The organism is Acidovorax sp. SDU_ACID1 (assembly GCF_045291395.1).
In the GTDB taxonomy this organism is placed as follows: Bacteria; Pseudomonadota; Gammaproteobacteria; order Burkholderiales; family Burkholderiaceae_C; genus MR-S7.
Genome location: NZ_CP152342.1, coordinates 2,595,063 through 2,613,903 on the forward strand (window position 1 = coordinate 2,595,063; position 18,841 = coordinate 2,613,903).

An 18,841-nucleotide genomic window follows, 5' to 3' on the forward strand; every position below is an offset into this window, starting at 1 on the left:
GGTAGCTCACTTTTTGATAGGAGACACCATGGCACGGACCCTGGAACAACTCAATGCGGCGGACACCGCCGCCGCCATGCAACTGCTGGACGGCCTCTACGAGCATTCGCCCTGGATCGCCGAGGCCGCGCTGGCGCAGCGCCCGTTCCGCTCGCTCGCCCACCTCAAGCACGCGATGGTGCAGGTGCTGGCCGAGGCGCCTACGGCGCGGCAGCTGGGCCTGATCCGCGCCCACCCGGAACTGGCGGGCAAGGCCATGGTGGCGAAGACGCTCACGGCCGAATCCACCAACGAGCAGAACAAGGCCGGCCTGACGCAGTGCACGCCCGAGGAGTTCGCGCGCATCCAGCAGCTCAACCAGGAGTACAACGCGCGCTTCGGCTTTCCCTTCATCCTCGCGGTGCGCGGCCCGCGCGGCACGGGGCTCGCCAAGCAGGAAATCATCGACACCTTCGCGCGGCGCCTGCAGAACCATCCCGACTTCGAGCGCGCCGAGGCGCTGCGCAACATCCACCGCATCGCGGAGATCCGCCTGAACGACAAGTTCGGCTACGAGCCCGCACTGGGCAACGACGTGTGGGACTGGCAGGAGAAGCTCAGCGCACACACCGATCCCGGCTACGCCGAGCTGGGCCAGCTCACCGTCACCTACCTCACCGACGCGCACCGCGCCTGCGCCCAGCGCATCAGCCACTGGATGCGCGACTGCGGCTTCGACGAGGTGGAGATCGACGCGGTGGGCAACGTGGTGGGCCGCTACAAGCCCGCGGCTGGGGGCGGCAAGTACCTGATGACCGGCAGCCACTACGACACCGTGCGCAACGGCGGCAAGTACGACGGGCGCCTGGGCATCTTCGTGCCCATGGCCTGCGTGCGCGAGCTGCACCGCCAGGGCAGGCGCCTGCCCTTCGGCATCGAGGTCATCGCGTTCGCGGAGGAGGAAGGCCAGCGCTACAAGGCCACCTTCCTCGGCTCGGGCGCCCTCATCGGCGACTTCAAGACCGCATGGCTGGACCAGAAGGACCAGGACGGCATCACCATGCGCGAGGCCATGGAGCATGCGGGCCTGTGCATCGCCGACATTCCCAAGCTGCGGCGCGACGCGGCCCGCTACCTCGGCTTCATCGAGGTGCACATCGAGCAGGGGCCGGTGCTCAACGAGCTGGACATCCCGCTGGGCGTGGTCACCTCCATCAACGGCGGCGTGCGCTACGTGTGCGAGATGACCGGCATGGCCAGCCACGCCGGCACCACGCCCATGGACCGCCGCCGCGACGCCGCCCTGGGCGTGGCCGAGCTGGCGCTGTTCATGGAGCAGCGCGCCGCACGCGACGGCGACAGCGTGGCCACCATCGGCATGCTGCAGGTGCCCAATGGCTCCATCAACGTGGTGCCGGGCAAATGCCTGTTCAGCATGGACATGCGCGCGCCCACCGACCCGCAGCGCGACGCCATGGTGGCCGACGTGCTCGCCAAGCTCGATGAAATCGCCCAGCGCCGCGGCCTGCAGTACAAGACCGAGCTGGCGATGAAGGCTGCCGCCGCGCCCAGCGCACCCGCGTGGCAAAAGCGCTGGGAAGCCGCCGTCGACGCGCTGGGCGTGCCGCTCTACCGCATGCCCAGCGGCGCCGGCCACGACGCGATGAAGCTGCACGAGGTCATGCCCCAGGCCATGCTGTTCGTGCGCGGCCTCAACGCCGGCATCAGCCACAACCCGCTGGAATCCACCACCGCCGACGACATGCAGCTGGCCGTCGATGCGTTCTCCCACGTCCTCCACCAACTCGCCACGGAAACCGTATGAGCAGCACCCCCTACGAACAACTCGACGCCTGGATCGACCAGCACTTCGACGAAGAGGTGCGGTTCCTGCAAGCCCTGGTGCGCGTGCCCACCGACACGCCGCCGGGCAACAACGCGCCGCATGCCGAGCGCACGGCCGAGCTGATCGGCGCCTTCGGCTTCGAGGCCGAGAAGCACCCCGTGCCCGCCCAGGAGGTGAAGGACTACGGCATGGAGTCCATCACCAACCTGATCGTGCGCCGCCCGTATGGCGACGGCGGCCGCACCATCGCCCTCAACGCCCACGGCGACGTGGTGCCGCCCGGCGAGGGCTGGAGCAAGGACCCCTACGGCGCCGAGATCGAGAGCGGCCAGCTCTACGGCCGCGCCGCCGCGGTGAGCAAGAGCGATTTCGCCTCCTTCACCTTCGCCGTGCGCGCGCTCGAAGCCGTGGCCCGGCCCGCCAAGGGCGCGGTGGAACTGCACTTCACCTACGACGAGGAATTCGGCGGCGAACTCGGCCCCGGCTGGCTGCTGAAGAACGGCCTGACGAAGCCCGACCTGATGATCGCCGCGGGCTTCAGCTACGAGGTGGTCACGGCCCACAACGGCTGCCTGCAAATGGAAGTGACCGTGCACGGCAAGATGGCCCACGCCGCCGTGCCCGACACGGGCGTGGACGCGCTGCAAGGCGCGGTGAAGATCCTGGGTGCGCTCTATGCGCAGAACACGCTCTACAAGCAGGTCACGTCCAAGGTCGCGGGCATCAAGCACCCCTACCTCAACGTGGGCCGCATCGAGGGCGGCACCAATACCAACGTGGTGCCCGGCAAGGTGGTGCTCAAGCTCGACCGCCGCATGATCCCCGAGGAGAACCCCGCCGAGGTGGAGGCCGACATCCGCCGCGTGATCGCCGAGGCCGCGGCCGCCTGCCCGGGCATCACGGTGGAGATCAAGCGCCTGCTGCTCGCCAACAGCATGAAGCCGCTGCCCGGCAACGCACCGCTGGTCACGGCCCTGCAAAAGCACGGCGAAGCGCTGTTCGGCCAACCCGTGCCCGCCATGGGCACGCCGCTCTACACCGACGTGCGCCTGTACGTGGAGCGCGGCATTCCCGGCGTGATCTATGGCGCGGGCCCGCGCACGGTGCTCGAATCGCACGCCAAGCGCGCCGACGAGCGGCTCGACCTGGAAGACCTGCGCCGCGCGACCAAGGTGGTGGCGCGCAGCCTGGCGGACCTGCTGGCCTGACGGCGCGCCGCGCTCCCATCCCCTTTGCGAACCCGGCCTGGCGCCGGGTTTTTCATATCCCGGCAATCCCACCAAGGGTTCGTCCCTAGCAGTCTTTTCCCTGGTTTGTATACACTTTTTGTATGGATCGTTGTGCGCAATAAAGGAAGACCCATGACCGCGAATGTTCATCCCGTCGACGAGAAACTGCCCTGGGCGCGTGCCACCACGCTGGGGCTGCAGCATGTGCTGGTCATGTATGCGGGCGCGGTGGCCGTGCCCCTCATCGTGGGGCGGGCGCTGAACCTGCCGCCCGACCAGGTGGCGCACCTGATCTCGGCCGACCTGTTCGTCTGCGGCCTGGTCACGCTGATCCAGGCCTGGGGCGCCACGAAGTGGTTCGGCATCAAGCTGCCGGTGATGATGGGCGTGACCTTCGCCGCCGTGGCGCCGATGATCTCCATGGCCCAGGCCACGGGCGGGCAGGCGGGCGCGGGGATGATCTTCGGCGCGGTGATCGGGGCGGGCGTGATATCGATGCTCATCGCCCCGGTCATCAGCGGCCTGCTGCGCTTCTTCCCGCCGGTGGTCACGGGCACCATCATCGCGGTGATCGGCATCAGCCTGATGCGCGTGGGCATCAACTGGATCTTCGGCAACCCCGTGGGCCCCACGGCCCCGGCCGTGCCCAACCCGGAACACCTGAAGTGGCTGGCCGAGGCCCAGTCCGCCGCCGGCGCGCCGGGCTCGTCGCTGCCGCCGGTGCCCAAGGGCCTCGCGGTGGTGCCCACCATGCCCAACCCCAAGTACGCCGACCTGACCGGCGTGGGCATCTCGGGCGTGGTGCTGCTCACCATCCTGATGGTGGCGCGCTTCGGCAAGGGCTTCTGGGCCAACATCTCGGTGCTGCTGGGCATCATCGTGGGCGGCGTGGTCACGGCGGCCATGGGCCTCATGGACTTCCACAAGGTGGCGCAGGCCCAGTGGTTCGACGTGGTGCTGCCCTTCGAGATCGCCTACCCGGTGTTCGACCCCATCCTGATCCTGACCATGACGCTGGTGATGATCGTGGTGATGATCGAATCGACCGGCATGTTCCTCGCGCTGGGCGAGATGACCGACCGCGAGATCTCCCGCGACGACCTCACGCGCGGGCTGCGCACCGACGGGCTGGGCACGCTGATCGGCGGCATCTTCAACACCTTCCCCTACACCAGCTTCTCGCAGAACGTGGGCCTGGTGGCCGTCACCGGCGTCAAGAGCCGCTGGGTGTGCGTGGCGGGCGGCTTCATCCTTGTCATCCTGGGCGTGTTGCCCAAGATGGCGGCGCTGATCGAGTCGCTGCCCACCGTGGTGCTGGGCGGCGCGGGGCTGGTGATGTTCGGCATGGTGGCTGCCACGGGCATCCGCATCCTGTCGAACGTGGACTTCCAGAAGAACCGCAACAACGCGATGATCGTGGCCGTTTCCATCGGCGTGGGCATGATCCCGCTGATCGCGCCCAACTTCCGCCAGTGGATGCCCCATTCCATCCATCCGCTGATCGAATCCGGTATCCTGCTGGCCTCGATCACCGCCGTGGTCCTGAACATCTTCTTCAATGGCGCCAGCCGCGACACCTCTGCGGCCGTGAACGCCGCCCGGCAGGCCGACGCCCACTGATCGCCGGCCCTGCCCAGGCCTTCCACCCGAAGGCCCACGCGCCCCGCGTGTCCACCTGGCACCGGGGCGTTTTTGTCCTCGTAAATCCGTAGATCCCGGCGGCGCCCATCGCCGTCAGCATGCAGTAAGCTTGTTTTCGCCTTACTTCCTTCGATCGCAACTCCCATGACCCAGAACCTGTCCGCCGCCGAAGCCGCGCTGCGCGAAGCCGCGCTTGAATACCACCGCAACCCGAGCAAGGGCAAGATCTCCGTCACTCCGACCAAGCCCCTGTCGAACCAGCGCGATCTCTCCCTGGCCTACTCCCCCGGCGTGGCCTACCCCTGCCTGGACATCCAGGCCAACCCGCAGCTCGCCGCCGACTACACCTCGCGCGGCAACCTCGTGGGCGTCATCACCAACGGCACGGCCGTGCTCGGCCTGGGCGACATCGGCCCGCTGGCCGGCAAGCCGGTGATGGAAGGCAAGGGGTGCCTCTTCAAGAAATTCGCGGGCGTGGACGTGTTCGACATCGAACTCGACGCGCGCGACCCCGACAAGATCATCGAGATCGTCGCCGCGCTGGAGCCCACGCTGGGCGGCATCAACCTCGAGGACATCAAGGCGCCCGAGTGCTTCTACATCGAGCGCGAGCTGTCCAAGCGCATGAACATCCCCGTGTTCCATGACGACCAGCACGGCACGGCCATCATCTCCAGCGCCGCGCTCATCAACGGCCTGGAGCTCGTGGGCAAGGACATCGCCAACGTCAAGATCGCCGTCTCGGGCGCGGGCGCGGCGGCCATCGCCTGCGTGGACGTGATGGTGGGGCTGGGAGTCAAGCGCGAGCACATCTTCATGGTCGACTCCAAGGGCGTGATCCACACCGGCCGCGACAACCTCGACGAATCCAAGGCCCGCTACGCCCAGAAGACCGACGCGCGCACGCTGGCCGACGTGGTGGCGGGCGCCGACGTGTTCCTGGGCTGCTCCGCCCCCGGCGTGCTCACGGCCGAGATGGTCAAGACGATGGCGGACAAGCCCATCATCCTGGCGCTGGCCAACCCCGAGCCCGAGATCCGCCCCGAACTGGCCCAGGCCGTGCGGCCCGACTGCATCATCGCCACCGGCCGCTCGGACTACCCGAACCAGGTCAACAACGTCCTGTGCTTCCCCTACATCTTCCGCGGCGCGCTGGACTGCGGCGCCACCAAGATCACCGAGGCCATGAAGCTCGCCTGCGTGCGCCAGATCGCCGCGCTCGCCAAGGAGAACGTGAGCGAAGAGGTGGCCAACGCCTACGCGGGCAAGGAACTCACCTTCGGCCCCGACTACCTGATCCCCACGCCGTTCGACTCGCGCCTGATCCTCAAGATCGCGCCCGCCGTGGCCCAGGCTGCCGTCGAGTCGGGCGTGGCCACGCGCCCCATCGAGGACATGGAGGCGTACAAGGAGCAGCTCTCGCGCTTCGTGTTCCAGACCGGCATCCTCATGCGCCCCGTGATGGGCGCGGCCAAGGCCGTGCCCGACGAGCACAAGCGCGTGGCCTACGCCGACGGCGAGGACGAGCGCGCGCTGCGCGCCGCGCAGTTCGCCATCGACGACCGCATTGCAAAGCCCATCCTCATCGGCCGCCCGGCGGTGATCGCCGCCCGCATCGCCAAGGCCGGCCTGCGCATGCAGCCGGGCAAGGACGTGGAGATCTGCGACCCTGCCGACGACCCGCGCTTCCGCCAGTACTGGGAGCACTACCACCAGCTCATGAAGCGCGACGGCGTCACGCCCGAGGTGGCCAAGGCCGCCGTGCGCCGCTCCAATACCATCATCGCCGCGCTGATGGTCCAGCTCGGCGACGCCGACGGCATGATCTGCGGCCTGGTGGGCACCTACGAGACGCACCTGGAGCGCATCCACAACATCCTGGGCCATGCGCCCGACGCGCCGCACTACGCCGCGCTGAACGCGCTCATGACCAACAACGGCCCGCTGTTCATCGCCGACACCTACGTCAACGAAGACCCCACGGCCGAGCAGCTCGCCGACATCGCCTGGATGTCCGCGCAGGAGGTGCAGCGCTTCGGCATCCCGCCCAAGGTGGCTTTTCTCTCGCACTCCAGCTACGGCTCGTCCAAGCGCGCCTCTGCCAGGAAGATGCGCGCGGCGCGCGACCTGTTCGTGGCCCGCCACCCCGAGATCGAATGCGACGGCGAGCTGCACGGCGACGCCGCGCTGGAGCCCAAGATCCGCAACACCTACCTGCAGGATTCGACGCTCACCGGCTCGGCCAACCTGCTGATCTGCCCGAACATCGATTCGGCCAACATCCTCTACAACGTGCTCAAGACCACGACCAGCGGCGGCGTGACCGTGGGCCCCATCCTCATGGGCACCGCCGCCGCGGCCTACATCCTCACGCCCGCCGCCACCGTGCGCCGCGTGCTCAACATGACGGCGCTGGCGGTGGCCAGCAGCGCCGCGCGCCGCAACCGCTGAAGCCGCGCGCCTCGCGCTGCCTAGCCCATGTACCCGCCCGGGTGCATGGGCTTTTTTCATTCCGCACCCGCACCGTCTTGGTGCACCCTGCTCTGTTCCGGGCTGGCATCGTTCTTGCGCAACTCACTGCGTCATATCCCTGAAGCGAGAACGATCCATGCACACCCGACGCACCCTCCTGACCACCGCCGCGCTGCTGCTCGCGGCCACGAGCGCCCAGGCCGCCGACACGCCGCTCAAGTTCCAGCTCGACTGGCGCTTCGAGGGCCCCTCGGCCCTGTTCGTGCAGCCCGCCGCCAAGGGCTATTTCAAGCAGCAGGGGCTGGATGTGACGGTGGACGCGGGCAACGGCTCGGGCGGCGCGGTGCAGCGCGTGGCCTCGGGCGCCTACGACATGGGCTTCGCCGACATGGCCGCGCTCATGGAATTCCACGCCAACAACCCCACCGCGCCCACCAAGCCCGTGGCCGTGATGGTGGTCTACAACAACACGCCCGCGGCGGTGATGGCGCTGAAGAAAAGCGGCATCAAGTCCCCCTCCGACCTGAGCGGCAGGAAGATGGGCGCGCCCGTCTTCGATGCGGGCCGCAAGGCCTTCCCCATCTTCGCCAAGGCCAACAAGATCGAGAACGCGACCTGGACCGCCATGGACCCGCCCCTGCGCGAGACCATGCTGGTGCGCGGCGACATCGACGCCATCACCGGCTTCACCTTCACCAGCCTGCTGAACCTGGAGGCGCGCGGCGCCAAGGCCAGCGACGTGGTGGTGATGCAGTACGCCGACCATGGCGTGAAGCACTACGGCAACGTGATCATCGCGGCACCGAAACTCCTCAAGGAGAACCCCGAGGCAGTCAGGAAATTCCTCGCCGCCTTCACCCAGGGGGCCAGGGAGGTCGTGGCCAGGCCCGCCGACGCCATCCAGTACGTGAAGGCGCGCGATGGCATCGCCAACACGCAGCTCGAAACGCGCCGCCTGCAACTCGCCATCGACACCGTGGTCAACAGCCCCGACGCGCGCCGCGAGGGCTTCGGCCGGCTCGATGCCTCGCGCCTGGCACTCATGGCCTCGGAAGTCTCCGACGCCTACGGCACCAAGACCCGCGTGGATGCGAACGCGGTGTGGAACGGCAGCTTCCTGCCACCCGCCGCCGCGCTGGACGCGGTGCTGCCCAAGAAGTGACGCTCTCCCTTTGATAGCTGCCAGCGCTTGTCAGACAAGCGCTGGATCCCGATTCGACCACAAATGACCCTCACCACCGAAGACACTCCCTTCGTGGACTTCCGCGACGTCTGGCTCGCCTACAACGACGAACTGCGCGCAGCCAACCAGTTCGCCGTGGAGGCGATCGACCTGCAGGTGCGGCAAGGCGAATTCATCGCCATCGTCGGCCCCTCGGGCTGCGGCAAATCCACCTTCATGAAGCTCGCCACAGGGCTGCGCATGCCCTCGATGGGCCGCATCCGCATCGACGGGCAGCCCGTCACCGGGCCTTTGAAAATCTCCGGCATGGCCTTCCAGGCGCCATCGCTGCTGCCCTGGCGCAGCACGGTGGACAACGTGCTGCTGCCGCTGGAGATCGTCGAGCCGCACCGCAGCCAGTTCAAGGCCCGCCGCAAGGAATACGAGGCGCGCGCCCGCGCGCTGCTCCAGAAAGTGGGCCTGGGCGGCTACGAGGACAAGTACCCCTGGCAACTCTCGGGCGGCATGCAGCAGCGTGCCAGCATCTGCCGCGCGCTGATCCACGAACCCAAGATGCTGCTGCTGGACGAACCCTTCGGCGCGCTGGATGCGTTCACGCGCGAGGAACTCTGGTGCATCCTGCGCGACCTGCAGGCCGAGCAACGGTTCAACGTGATCCTCGTCACGCACGACCTGCGCGAGAGCGTGTTCCTGGCCGACACGGTCTACGTGATGAGCAAGAGCCCCGGCCGCTTCATCGTGCGCCGCGAGATCGCGCTGCCGCGCCCGCGCGACCTGGAGCTGACCTACACCAAGGAATTCACCGACATCGTGCTGGAGCTGCGCGGCCACATCGGTGCCTTGAGAAAAACCGGCGGGGAGATCACGCAATGAACGCACGCCAACGCAAATACGCCGAACGCTGGTCGCCCTGGGTGCTGCTGCTGGCCGTCGTCATCCTGTGGCAGATCATCTGCTCGGCCTTCAACGTCTCGGAATTCATCTTCCCCAGCCCCTGGGCCATCTGGACACAGTTCGTCGAATACAAGGCCGTGATCGCGGGCCACGCCTGGCGCACCTTCTGGGTGACGATGGCGGGCTTCGGCATCGCCATCGTCGTGGGCGTGCTGTTGGGCTTCCTCATCGGCAGCTCGCGCATCGCCTACGCGGCGGTCTATCCGCTGATGACGGCGTTCAACGCGCTGCCCAAGGCCGCGTTCGTGCCCATCCTCGTGGTGTGGTTCGGTATCGGCGTAGGGCCGGCCATCCTCACGGCGTTTCTCATCAGCTTCTTTCCCATCATGGTGAACATCGCCACGGGCCTGGCCACGCTGGAGCCCGAACTGGAAGACGTGCTGCGCGTGCTGGGCGCCAAGCGCTGGGACGTGCTGGTCAAGGTCGGCCTGCCGCGCTCGCTGCCCTACTTCTACGGCTCGCTGAAGGTGGCGATCACGCTGGCCTTCGTCGGCACCACGGTCAGCGAGATGACCGCCGCCAACGAGGGCATCGGCTACCTGCTCATCAGCGCGGGCTCCTCGATGCAGATGGGCCTGGCCTTCGCCGGCCTGCTGGCCGTGGGCGCGATGGCGATGGCGATGTACGAGCTGTTCAGCTATGTGGAAAAGCACACCACGGGCTGGGCGCGTCGGGGTTCGCAAGGGGAATGATCAACTACGGCCTCTTTCGAAGAGAAGGCTTTCAACCACCCAGCGCCGCCCGCCCCGCCGCGATGAGCACGCTGTCGTCCTGCGGCGTATGCACCCGCCCGCAGAGCACGTCGCGCAGGTGCCTCTCCAGGGGGTTGCTGCGCGACAGCCCGTGGTTGCTGGTGAGCGCTAGCGCCTCCTGCACGGCATCCGCCGCGTTGCGCATCACCACGGTCTTGAGCAGGCCCGCCTGCACCGCGCCGACCGGCGTGCCGCCGTCCAGGTCATGCGCCAGGCCGTCCAGCAGGCGCTGGCTGGACAGCAGCAGCGCCTCGATGCGGCCGACCGCCTCCTGCACGCGCGCCAGCGTGGCCAGGGGTGTGCCCAGGTTGGAGGGCACGCGTTCGCGCAGGAAGCGCAGCAGCCAGTCTCGCGCGGCACGGGCCACGCCGGTGTAGAGCGCGCCGAGCAGCAGCGTCATCTCGGCCTGGAAGGCCCCTTCCGCCAGCGCGCGCGTGCCGGCGGGCTGCAGGTCCAGCACATGGTCCGGCGGCGTGGGCACGTCCTGCAGCACCACATCGTGGCTGCCGCTGGCGCGCAGGCCCAGGTGGTCCCAGGTGGGATCGATGCGCACGCCCGGGCTGTCCGCGCGCACGAGGAAGGTGCCCACGCGCGGTGCGGCCTCGTCGGTGCGCGCCCATACGGCGTACCAGCGCAGGATGGGCGCGCCGGTGGAATAGATCTTGCGCCCGCTCAGGCGCCAGCCCTCGGGCGTGCGCCGCGCCACGGTGGCGGGCAGGCCGCCGCGCGCGGGCGAGCCCAGCTCCGGCTCCACGCGCAGCGCGTTGATGAGCGACACGCCCTCCACCGCCTCGCGCACCACGCGGCGCGCCAGTGCCTCGGGCCAGGGCGAATCCGCCCGCCCCATGCCGCGCTGCTGCATGTACTGCATGGTGAGTACCAGCGCCGTCGCCGGGCAGCCGTGGCCGATGGCGCCGATCACGTCGGCCAGTTGCGCCAGCGGCGCGCCCTGCCCGCCCAGCGTGCGCGGCGCGGCCAGGGCCAGCAGGCCGGCGGCGTGCAGCTCGGCGAAGTTCTCGTGGGGAAAGCTGCCGTCGCGGTCGTGCGCGGCAGCGCGTTGCGCGAAGCCGGCCGCGAGCACGCGCGCCGTCTCGCCCCAGCCGGTCGGTGCATTCATGCTCAGGCCGCCTTGCGTTCCAGTGCGCGCTGCGCGTCGCGCTCGGCCACCTTGGCGCGTACCAGCGGCAGCAGCTCGCGGCCGTATTCGACGGCGTCCACCAGCGGGTCGAAGCCGCGCAGCAGGAAAGTCTCGATGCCCAGGTCGTAGTACGCGAGCAGCGCGTCGGCCACCTGTTCGGGCGTGCCTACGAGCGCGGTGGAGTTGCTGCGCCCGCCCGTCTCGCGCGCGATGGCGGTCCACAGGCGCTCGTCCACGCGGTCGCCCTTGGCGGCGTCGGCCAGCAGGCGGCGTGCGCCCTCGCTCTGCTGCGGGCCGGCGCCGCGCGCGTGGGCGATCTGCACCTGCTGGGCGCGCGTGGCTTCCAGGATGCGCCCGGCCTTGGCCCAGGCCTCGTCTTCGGTGGACGCGACGATGGGGCGGAACGAGACGCTGAACCCGATGCCGCGCCCGTGCGCCGCCGCCTCGGCGCGCACGCGCCGCACGAGGTCGCCCGCCTGCGCGAGCGACTCGCCCCACAGCGCGTACACGTCGGCGTGCCGGCCCGCCACCCGCAGCGCGGGCTCCGACGCGCCGCCGAAGTAGATGGGCACGTAGGGCTGCTGCAGCGGCTTGACCTCCGAGGCCGCGCCCTTCACGCGGTAGTACGTGCCCTCGTGGTCGAAGGGTTGGCTCTCCGTCCACACGCGGCGCAGCAGCGTGAGGTATTCGTCGGTGCGCGCGTAGCGCTCGTCGTGGGAGAGGAAGTCACCGTCGCGCTGCTGGTCCGCATCGGAGCCGCCGCTGATGTAGTGCACCGCCAGGCGCCCGCCCGTGTAGTGGTCCAGCGTGGCGAGCTGGCGCGCGGCCAGCGTGGGCGCCACGAAGCCGGGACGGTGCGCGAGCAGGAAGCGGATGCGCTGCGTGGCCGCCGCCGCGTAGGCCACGGTGAGCAGCGTGTCGGGGCTGGTGGAGCTGGCGGGCACCAGGATGCGGTCGAAGCCCGCGTATTCATGTGCCTGGGCGAATGCGCGCACGTAGGCCGGGTCCACCGCGGGGCCGCGGCGCGCAAGGGTTTCTGACACTTCGTGCGGCTGGATCATGCCGATGAGCTGGATGGGCATAGGAAGAAACTCTCCGGGAGGGTGGACAAACAAAGCGCCGGCAAGGCATGCCATGCGCCCGCGTGCCGCCATGATCGGCACGCGAGTGCTCCGCGCCAACGAAGGAAAACGCGTTTGCTTGTGCGCTTTGTGCGGGCCTCGGGCAGCCGCCAGGCATTCATAGCCAAATCGGCCTCAAGCGCTTTACTGGAAAGCGCAAGCAGCTATCAATTAAGAAGCGGAGTGCATCAATGGGGGAAGCCGCCGCGCACCAGCCGCACCGCGTCGGCATCCATGCGCCGCAGCAGGGCATCCAGCCCCTGCCCGTCCGCCGGCGCACGCGGCGGGGTGGACGCACCCGGCGCGGAGCGGCAGACGAGATCGTCTTCCGACCAGCCGCCCTGCCCCGGCTGCGCCCGCGCCCGCAGCCAGCCCGCGCGGTCCACGAGCAGCGTGTGGCCCGGCGCGGCGGCGGCATCCACGCCCAGCAGCAAGGCCAGCGCGGGCAGCAGGTGCGCATCGGCCGCTTCGCATTCGGGGACGGCAGGCGCACCACCCACCACCACGCCCACCATGCGCGGGTCTTCGGGCGGCAGTGCCGCGCCGGGCGCGGTCAGCACCACCTGCAGGCGCTGGCCCTGCAGGCTGCGCGCGTCGCGCAGGCCGCCGTGGCGGCAGCGCAGCGCGGCGGAGGGCATGCGCACAGGACGCTCCCACGCACCGGACTCGCGCAGCATGCGGCCCGCGGCGTGGGCCTGCAGGTAGTCGAGCACCTGCCAGATCTCCGTGTCGCCGAGCTGCCCCGGGCCGAAGCCCGGCATGGTCTGCAGCCCGGCCCGGCCATGCATGCCGTGGCGGATGCGCCAGAACAGCTCGCCTTCCAGCCGCTTCCACAGCAGGCCGCCGGTGAGCATGGGCGGCCACATGGGCAGGCGCGCCGCGTCGGGGCCTTCGCCGCGCGCATCCGCGCCATGGCAGCGCACGCAGTGCGCAGCGTAGACCGCCTGTCCGCGCACGATGCCCGCGGCCGCAAAATCGGTGGGCGAGCGGTGCAGGCTGGTGGGCACCGCGGGGGCCAGCAGCAACTGCGGCGACGGCCAGGGCGCCAGCAGCACCAGCGCCAGAGCCGCGGCGGACAACCCCCAGCGTGCGCGCCGAGCGCGCCACGCCAGCGCCGCGAGCACCAGCACCAGGGCCAGCAGCACGCAGCCCAGCGTGAGTGCCACGCGGCGGGCATGGCCGCCGTCGATCGCCAGCATCTCCGCCGCCAGCCGGTGCGCGAAGGGCCATGCGGGCTGGCCGGCGGCCTCGCCCGTGAGTCCCAGCGCGTGCAGCGCGTCACGCAGCGCGAGCTGCGCGGCGAGCATCGCCTCCAGCAGGGCGTCGAGGGCGTCGGGCGGCAGCGTCAACGGCTCACCAGCTGTCGCCCAGACCCAGCAGCGCGAGCGCGCGGCGGCGCAGCTCGGCCAGGCGCGGATCGCCCCGGTGGCGCGGGTACGGCAGGTCGTTGACCAGCACCTCGCGCACGCGCGCGGGCCGCTCGGTGAACACCACCACGCGCTGGGCCATGAACAGCGCCTCCTCCACATCGTGCGTGACCAGCAGCGCCGAGAAGCCCGCGCGCTGCCACAGCTGCACCAGCTCGGTCTGCATGGCCAGGCGCGTGAGCGAGTCGAGCTTGCCGAGGGGCTCGTCGAGCACCAGCAGGCGCGGGTCGTTGACCAGCGCGCGCGCCAGCGCCACGCGCTGGGCCATGCCGCCCGACAGCTCGTGCGGGAACGCGCGCTCGAAAGGCGCCAGGCCCACCAGCGCCAGCGCCTCATCCACGCGCTGGCGCTCGCGGCGCAGCAGGCCGCGCGCCTGCAGGCCCAGGGCCACGTTGTCCCACACGGTGCGCCAGGGGTAGAGCGTGGGGTCCTGGAAGACGACGATGCGCGACGGGTCGGGCTCCGTGATGGCCGCGCCGTCCTGGCGCAGCGTGCCCCGGCTGGCGGGCTCCAGCCCGGCCACCAGGCGCAGCAGCGTGCTCTTTCCGCAGCCGCTGGGGCCGAGCAGCGCCACGAACTCGCCGGGGGCGATGGAGAGGTCCAGACCGTCGATCACCTGCAGCGCCTGCCCGGCCTTGCTGCCCTGGGCGGCGCGCTGCGCGAACCAGTGGCTGACCTGCTCCACGTCGATGCGGGCGCCGTGCACACGGGCGCCGTGCACACGGGCGCCGTGCACACGGGCGCCGCGCTGCTGCGGCTCCGGGGTAGCGATGCTCACCATTTCACCACCCCCTTCTGCCACGACAGCACGCGGTCGCGCACCGTGAACAGCAGCGTGATGACGCCCGAAAACAGCAGCGCCATGAGGATCAGCGCGGCATACATGTTGGGGTACGCCGCCCAGCCCTGCGCCCAGGTGAGGTACCAGCCCAGGCCCGACTTCACGCCCAGCATCTCGGCCACCACCAGCGTGGAGAACGCGGCGCCCAGGCCCATGAACAGCCCCACGAACACCTGCGGCAGCGCCGCCGGAATGGCCACGCGCAGCACCAGGAACCACGGCGACGCGCCCATGGTGCGGGCCACGTCGTAGTAGTTCTTGTGCACGCCCGCCACGCCCGACCAGGTGAGGATGGCCACCGGGAAGGCCATGCCCAGCGCGATCAGGAACACGGCCGTGGACCAGCTCGACGGGAAGAAGTAGAAGCTGATCGGCAGCAGCGCCGTGGTGGGCACGGGCCCGAGGATGCGCAGCACCGGGTGCACCCAGTAGCTGGCCGCGCGCGACCAGCCGATGAGCACGCCCGTGGCGAAGCCCGCCGCCGCGCCGATGGCGATGCCGATGGCCAGCAGCCGCAGCGAATTGGCGGCGCTCTCGGCCAGGCGCGGCGCATCGCCCGCGTAGACCTCCACCAGCGCCTGCGGCGGCGCGAAGAACGGCGGCGGCAGCACGCCGAGCTTGGCCGTCAGCACCTCCCACAGCGCCAGCCCCGCCGCCAGCGCCACCAGCCAGGGCCCCGCGGGCCGCAGCCGCTCGCGCAGCGCGGCCAGCGGGCGCGCCGCGCGCGGCGCGAGCACCAGCACCGCCAGCAGCAGCGCCACGGCGGCGGCGCCGGCCGCGAACTCGGCGGTGTAGGCCCATTCGGTGAAGCCCGCGGGCTTGTTGGGCCACACCTGGGTGAGCGCCGCGAGCAGCGCCCAGGCCAGCGCGGCCAGCGCGCCCGTCCACCACAGGGGCGCCCGGGCTTGCGCCTGGCGCAACGCGGGCGGCGGGGCGAGCAGGCGGTCGGCAACGGCGCTCATGACAGCACGTCCGCGAACACGTGCGCGGCGAAGCGCGCGGGATCGGTGCTGGGTTTGAGCACCTTCACGAGCTTGAAGTCGCGCGCGTAGAACTCGATCTCCTCGCGCAGCGCGCGGCCCACCGGGTGGCTGCGGTGCGTGAGCGTGCCCAGCACGGCGCGCAGCTCCGACTGCGGCACCTTGGAGTACGGGCTGTAGATGCGCGCCGTCTCGGCCGGGTTGTCGGCCACGAAGTCCGAGGCCTCGACGATGGCGCGCGTGAGCGCGGCGGCCGTGGCGCGGTCATTGCGCACCAGCGCGCCGCTCACGCCCAGCACGCAGCAGGTCTTGGCCGCGTATTCGCCCGTGAGGTTGGTGGCCAGGTCCACCAGGCCCTGGGTGCGGCGCTGGATGAGCAGCAGGTTGGGGTCGCCGTCGGCGATCGCCTGGGCCTCGCCCTTCTCGACGGCCAGGCCCAGCATGTCCCCGGGGAACTGGCGCCAGGCCACCTCGCGCTCGGGGTCGATGCCGGCCTTGGCCAGCAGCACCGAGAAGAAATTCTTGCCCGGCGCGTTCAGGTCCGACACGGCGATGGTCTTGCCCTTGAGGTGCTTCAGGTCGGTCACGCCCGCGGGTGCGTAGCCCACCAGCCGCGAGCAGCCGCCGTGCGAGCTGCCCACCAGCTTCACGTCGAAGCCCGACTCCAGCGGCTTGATCCAGCGGTGGATCATGCCCACCCCCGCGTCGGCCTTGGAGGTGGCGATGGTCTCCAGCAGTTGGTCGGTGGAACCGGCGAAGTTCACCAGCTCCACCTTCAAACCGTGCTTCTCGAAAATGCCCCGCTCCAGCGCCACGGGCGCGGCCGACAGGCAGATCGCGTTGGCGTTCCAGGCCAGCTTCACCGGCTTGAGCGGCGCTGCCGCCCAGCCCCGGCCCGCGCCCACGGCGCCCAGCACGGCCGCGCTGCCCGCAACGCGCAGCCAGCGGCGGCGTTCGTCGTTCTTGATTGGCATCTCTGCCCGTCCTTTCGTCATACGTGATGGATGGACGCCATTGCACCGAAAACGCCGCGCGCCGGGAACGAACAAAAACAGGGATGCATATGCGCAAACCAGGGTTCGCAGGCGCGCGCCCCTGCGGTCCAATGCGGGGCATGGACACTTACACCCTTCCCCCGCGCCTGCGGGACTTCGTGCACCACTTGGAGCAGGCCGTGGACGGCGCGCCCGCCGAAGCCCCGCTGCTGGCCCGGGGCCGCACGCTGCTGCAGGCCCTCGTCGCGCACGACGACTGGCTGCCCGAGGCCTTCGCCCGCCCCCATCCCCAGTACTACCAGCAGTACCTGCTGCACGCCGACGCGACGCAGCGCTTCTCGGTGGTGAGCTTCGTCTGGGGGCCGGGCCAGGGCACGCCCATCCACGACCACACCGTCTGGGGCCTGATCGGCATGCTGCGCGGCGCCGAGGAGTCGCAGCCCTATGCGCAGGATGCGCAGGGCCGCTGGCGGCCGCACGGCCCCGCGCGGCTGCTGCGGCCGGGTGAGGTGGAAGCCGTATCGCCCGCCATCGGCGACGTGCACCGCGTGCGCAACGCACTGCCGGACGGCGTCTCGATCAGCATTCACGTGTATGGTGCGGACATCGGCCGCGTCCAGCGCCACGTGTTCACCGAAGAGGGCGCCACCAAGCCCTTCGTCTCCGGCTACGCCAACCCCGTTTCCCCGACATGACCACCGACACTCTCACCCCTTCCCAAGTCCGCCAGTCTCTGCTCGAAGGCCGCGAAATCGCCCTGCTCGACGTGCGCGAGGAAGCGCCCTTCGCCGAAGGCCACCCGCTGTGGGCCGCCAACCTGCCCACCGGGCGCATCGAGCTGGACGCTTGGCGCCGCATCCCGCGCCGCGACACCGTGATCGCCGTCTACGACAACGGCGAGGGCCTGGCCGAGCCGGCCGCACGCGCGCTGCAGGCGCTGGGCTACACCCGCGTGCACCTGCTGGCCGGCGGCCTGCAGAGCTGGAAGGACGCGGGGCTGGAGCTGTTCATCGACGTGAATGTGCCCAGCAAGTCCTTCGGCGAATGGCTGGAGGCCGAGCGCCACACGCCCTCGCTGCCTGCCGAGGAGGTGCAGGCGCTGATCGACGGCGGCGCCGACATGGTGGTGCTGGACGCGCGCCGCTGGGACGAATACCAGACCATGAGCATCCCCACCGGCGTGAGCGTGCCCGGCGCCGAGCTGGTGCTGCGCGCGCAGGCGCTGGCGCCCAGCCCGTCCACGCACATCGTGGTCAACTGCGCGGGCCGCACGCGCAGCATCGTCGGCACGCAGTCGCTCGTGAACGCGGGCCTGCCCCACCGCATCACCGCGCTGCGCAACGGCACCATCGGCTGGCTGCTGGCGGGCCAGCGGCTCGACCACGGCGCCAGCCGCCGCGCGCCCGAGGTGACGCCCGCCCAGCGCGCCCAGGCCGCCGGGCGCGCCCGCGCCGTGGCCGACCGGGCGGGCGTGCGCCGCGCCAGCGCGGCCGACCTGCAGCGCTTCGCGGCCGAAGGCCAGCGCACCACCTACCGCTTCGACGTGCGCACGCCCGAGGAATACGCCGCCGGCCACCTGCCGGGCTTTCGCCACTACGCGGGCGGCCAGCTCGTGCAGGAGACGGACCACGCCGCGCCCGTGCGCGGCGCGCGCATCGTGCTGGCCGACGACGACGGCGTGCGCGCCAACATGAGTGCATCCTGGCTCGCCCAGATGGGCTGGGAGGCCTGGGTGCTGGACGATGCCCCCGGCTTCACCGAGACCGGCGAGCCCGCGCCCGACCACCCTGCCCTGCCCGCGCCGGTGGCCGGCGTGTCCCCCGCCATGCTGGCGCAATGGCTGCAGGGCGATGCGCAAGGCACCGCCGTGCTGGACTTCACCGCCAGCGCCAGCTACGTGCAGCGCCACATCCCCGGCGCGTGGTGGCTGCTGCGCTCGCAGTTGCCCCAGGCGCTGGCGGCCGTGCCGCGCGCACGGCGCTACGTGGTCACCTGCGGCACCAGCCTGCTCGCGCGCTACGCCGCCCAGGCCGTGGCCCAGGCCACGGGGGCCGAGGTGTTCGCGCTCGACGGCGGCACGCAGGCCTGGATTGCCGCGGGCCTGCCGCTGGAGCACGGCGAGACGCGCCTGGCCAGCCCGCGCATCGACCGCTACCGCCGCCCCTACGAAGGCACGGACGCGCCACGCAGCGCCATGCAGGCGTACCTCGACTGGGAGTTCGGGCTGGTGGAGCAGTTGCGGCGCGACGGCACGCACGGCTTCCGCGTGATCTGACGGCTCGC

At 70.5% G+C, this 18,841-nt stretch carries 15 protein-coding genes; 9 read left to right on the top strand and 6 right to left on the bottom strand.

The window, feature by feature from the left end:
* Nucleotides 1-28: 28 nt before the first annotated feature.
* The 7 genes from uraD to AAG689_RS12800 all read left to right on the top strand — a co-directional run bounded on the left by uraD (nucleotide 29) and on the right by AAG689_RS12800 (nucleotide 9,996).
* Nucleotides 29-1,804, top strand: coding sequence for a 2-oxo-4-hydroxy-4-carboxy-5-ureidoimidazoline decarboxylase (gene uraD / locus AAG689_RS12770; RefSeq protein WP_406622372.1), 1,776 nt, complete (start codon nucleotides 29-31; stop codon nucleotides 1,802-1,804).
* Nucleotides 1,801-3,033 carry a M20 family metallopeptidase gene (locus AAG689_RS12775; protein ID WP_406622373.1) on the top strand — a complete coding sequence of 411 codons (1,233 nt, stop codon included), beginning with the start codon at nucleotides 1,801-1,803 and terminating at the stop codon, nucleotides 3,031-3,033. The genes uraD and AAG689_RS12775 overlap by 4 nt, the downstream gene beginning before the upstream one ends.
* Before the next feature lie 153 nt (nucleotides 3,034-3,186).
* Entirely contained in the window at nucleotides 3,187-4,674 is a 1,488-nt protein-coding gene (locus AAG689_RS12780; protein WP_406622374.1) for a nucleobase:cation symporter-2 family protein, read from the top strand.
* A 165-nt stretch (nucleotides 4,675-4,839) separates the two neighbouring features.
* The gene (locus tag AAG689_RS12785; RefSeq protein WP_020227655.1) at nucleotides 4,840-7,146 is read left to right on the top strand and encodes an NADP-dependent malic enzyme; all 2,307 of its coding nucleotides are present in this window, start codon (nucleotides 4,840-4,842) and stop codon (nucleotides 7,144-7,146) included.
* 157 nt (nucleotides 7,147-7,303) lie between these two features.
* Nucleotides 7,304-8,329, top strand: coding sequence for an ABC transporter substrate-binding protein (locus AAG689_RS12790; RefSeq protein WP_406622375.1), 1,026 nt, complete (start codon nucleotides 7,304-7,306; stop codon nucleotides 8,327-8,329).
* Between the two features lie 63 nt (nucleotides 8,330-8,392).
* Nucleotides 8,393-9,223 carry an ABC transporter ATP-binding protein gene (locus tag AAG689_RS12795; protein WP_406622376.1) on the top strand — a complete coding sequence of 277 codons (831 nt, stop codon included), beginning with the start codon at nucleotides 8,393-8,395 and terminating at the stop codon, nucleotides 9,221-9,223.
* Nucleotides 9,220-9,996: an ABC transporter permease gene (locus AAG689_RS12800; RefSeq protein ID WP_406622377.1), complete on the top strand. Its 777-nt coding sequence runs from the start codon at nucleotides 9,220-9,222 to the stop codon at nucleotides 9,994-9,996. Before AAG689_RS12795 ends, AAG689_RS12800 begins: the two co-directional genes overlap by 4 nt.
* Before the next feature lie 31 nt (nucleotides 9,997-10,027).
* Here AAG689_RS12800 and AAG689_RS12805 read toward each other — a convergent pair whose 3' ends face one another.
* From AAG689_RS12805 to AAG689_RS12830, 6 genes are all read right to left on the bottom strand, one after another.
* The gene (locus tag AAG689_RS12805; RefSeq protein WP_406622378.1) at nucleotides 10,028-11,173 is read right to left on the bottom strand and encodes an acyl-CoA dehydrogenase family protein; all 1,146 of its coding nucleotides are present in this window, start codon (nucleotides 11,171-11,173) and stop codon (nucleotides 10,028-10,030) included.
* 2 nt (nucleotides 11,174-11,175) lie between these two features.
* Nucleotides 11,176-12,276: an LLM class flavin-dependent oxidoreductase gene (locus AAG689_RS12810; RefSeq protein ID WP_406622379.1), complete on the bottom strand. Its 1,101-nt coding sequence runs from the start codon at nucleotides 12,274-12,276 to the stop codon at nucleotides 11,176-11,178.
* Nucleotides 12,277-12,503: 227 nt separating this feature from the next.
* On the bottom strand, nucleotides 12,504-13,664 hold the full coding sequence (locus AAG689_RS12815; RefSeq protein WP_406622380.1) for a c-type cytochrome: 1,161 nt from the start codon (nucleotides 13,662-13,664) through the stop codon (nucleotides 12,504-12,506).
* 4 nt (nucleotides 13,665-13,668) lie between these two features.
* On the bottom strand, nucleotides 13,669-14,523 hold the full coding sequence (locus AAG689_RS12820; RefSeq protein WP_406622381.1) for an ABC transporter ATP-binding protein: 855 nt from the start codon (nucleotides 14,521-14,523) through the stop codon (nucleotides 13,669-13,671).
* Nucleotides 14,517-15,545 (bottom strand): ABC transporter permease, encoded by a 1,029-nt coding sequence (locus AAG689_RS12825; protein WP_406622382.1) that lies wholly within the window; start codon nucleotides 15,543-15,545, stop codon nucleotides 14,517-14,519. The genes AAG689_RS12820 and AAG689_RS12825 overlap by 7 nt, the downstream gene beginning before the upstream one ends.
* The gene (locus AAG689_RS12830) at nucleotides 15,542-16,558 is read right to left on the bottom strand and encodes an ABC transporter substrate-binding protein (RefSeq protein WP_406622383.1); all 1,017 of its coding nucleotides are present in this window, start codon (nucleotides 16,556-16,558) and stop codon (nucleotides 15,542-15,544) included. Before AAG689_RS12830 ends, AAG689_RS12825 begins: the two co-directional genes overlap by 4 nt.
* A gap of 119 nt (nucleotides 16,559-16,677) precedes the next feature.
* On the opposite strand from AAG689_RS12830, the gene AAG689_RS12835 reads away from it, so the two are divergent.
* Together AAG689_RS12835 and AAG689_RS12840 are read left to right on the top strand one after the other, a co-directional pair.
* The gene (locus tag AAG689_RS12835) at nucleotides 16,678-17,253 is read left to right on the top strand and encodes a cysteine dioxygenase (RefSeq protein ID WP_406622384.1); all 576 of its coding nucleotides are present in this window, start codon (nucleotides 16,678-16,680) and stop codon (nucleotides 17,251-17,253) included.
* Nucleotides 17,250-18,833 (top strand): rhodanese homology domain-containing protein, encoded by a 1,584-nt coding sequence (locus AAG689_RS12840; RefSeq protein WP_406622385.1) that lies wholly within the window; start codon nucleotides 17,250-17,252, stop codon nucleotides 18,831-18,833. Before AAG689_RS12835 ends, AAG689_RS12840 begins: the two co-directional genes overlap by 4 nt.
* Nucleotides 18,834-18,841: the final 8 nt, after the last annotated feature.

Excerpts from the sequence above, each read along its gene's own strand:
- AAG689_RS12805 (WP_406622378.1), bottom strand. The coding sequence starts at position 11,173 with ATGAATGCACCGACCGGCTGGGGCGAGACGGCGCGCGTGCTCGCGGCC.
- AAG689_RS12840 (WP_406622385.1), top strand. The coding sequence starts at position 17,250 with ATGACCACCGACACTCTCACCCCTTCCCAAGTCCGCCAGTCTCTGCTC.
- AAG689_RS12775 (WP_406622373.1), top strand. The coding sequence starts at position 1,801 with ATGAGCAGCACCCCCTACGAACAACTCGACGCCTGGATCGACCAGCAC.
- AAG689_RS12785 (WP_020227655.1), top strand. The coding sequence starts at position 4,840 with ATGACCCAGAACCTGTCCGCCGCCGAAGCCGCGCTGCGCGAAGCCGCG.
- AAG689_RS12835 (WP_406622384.1), top strand. The coding sequence starts at position 16,678 with ATGGACACTTACACCCTTCCCCCGCGCCTGCGGGACTTCGTGCACCAC.
- AAG689_RS12795 (WP_406622376.1), top strand. The coding sequence starts at position 8,393 with ATGACCCTCACCACCGAAGACACTCCCTTCGTGGACTTCCGCGACGTC.
- AAG689_RS12810 (WP_406622379.1), bottom strand. The coding sequence starts at position 12,276 with ATGCCCATCCAGCTCATCGGCATGATCCAGCCGCACGAAGTGTCAGAA.
- uraD (WP_406622372.1), top strand. The coding sequence starts at position 29 with ATGGCACGGACCCTGGAACAACTCAATGCGGCGGACACCGCCGCCGCC.
- AAG689_RS12800 (WP_406622377.1), top strand. The coding sequence starts at position 9,220 with ATGAACGCACGCCAACGCAAATACGCCGAACGCTGGTCGCCCTGGGTG.
- AAG689_RS12790 (WP_406622375.1), top strand. The coding sequence starts at position 7,304 with ATGCACACCCGACGCACCCTCCTGACCACCGCCGCGCTGCTGCTCGCG.
- AAG689_RS12820 (WP_406622381.1), bottom strand. The coding sequence starts at position 14,523 with ATGGTGAGCATCGCTACCCCGGAGCCGCAGCAGCGCGGCGCCCGTGTG.
- AAG689_RS12830 (WP_406622383.1), bottom strand. The coding sequence starts at position 16,558 with ATGACGAAAGGACGGGCAGAGATGCCAATCAAGAACGACGAACGCCGC.
- AAG689_RS12825 (WP_406622382.1), bottom strand. The coding sequence starts at position 15,545 with ATGAGCGCCGTTGCCGACCGCCTGCTCGCCCCGCCGCCCGCGTTGCGC.
- AAG689_RS12780 (WP_406622374.1), top strand. The coding sequence starts at position 3,187 with ATGACCGCGAATGTTCATCCCGTCGACGAGAAACTGCCCTGGGCGCGT.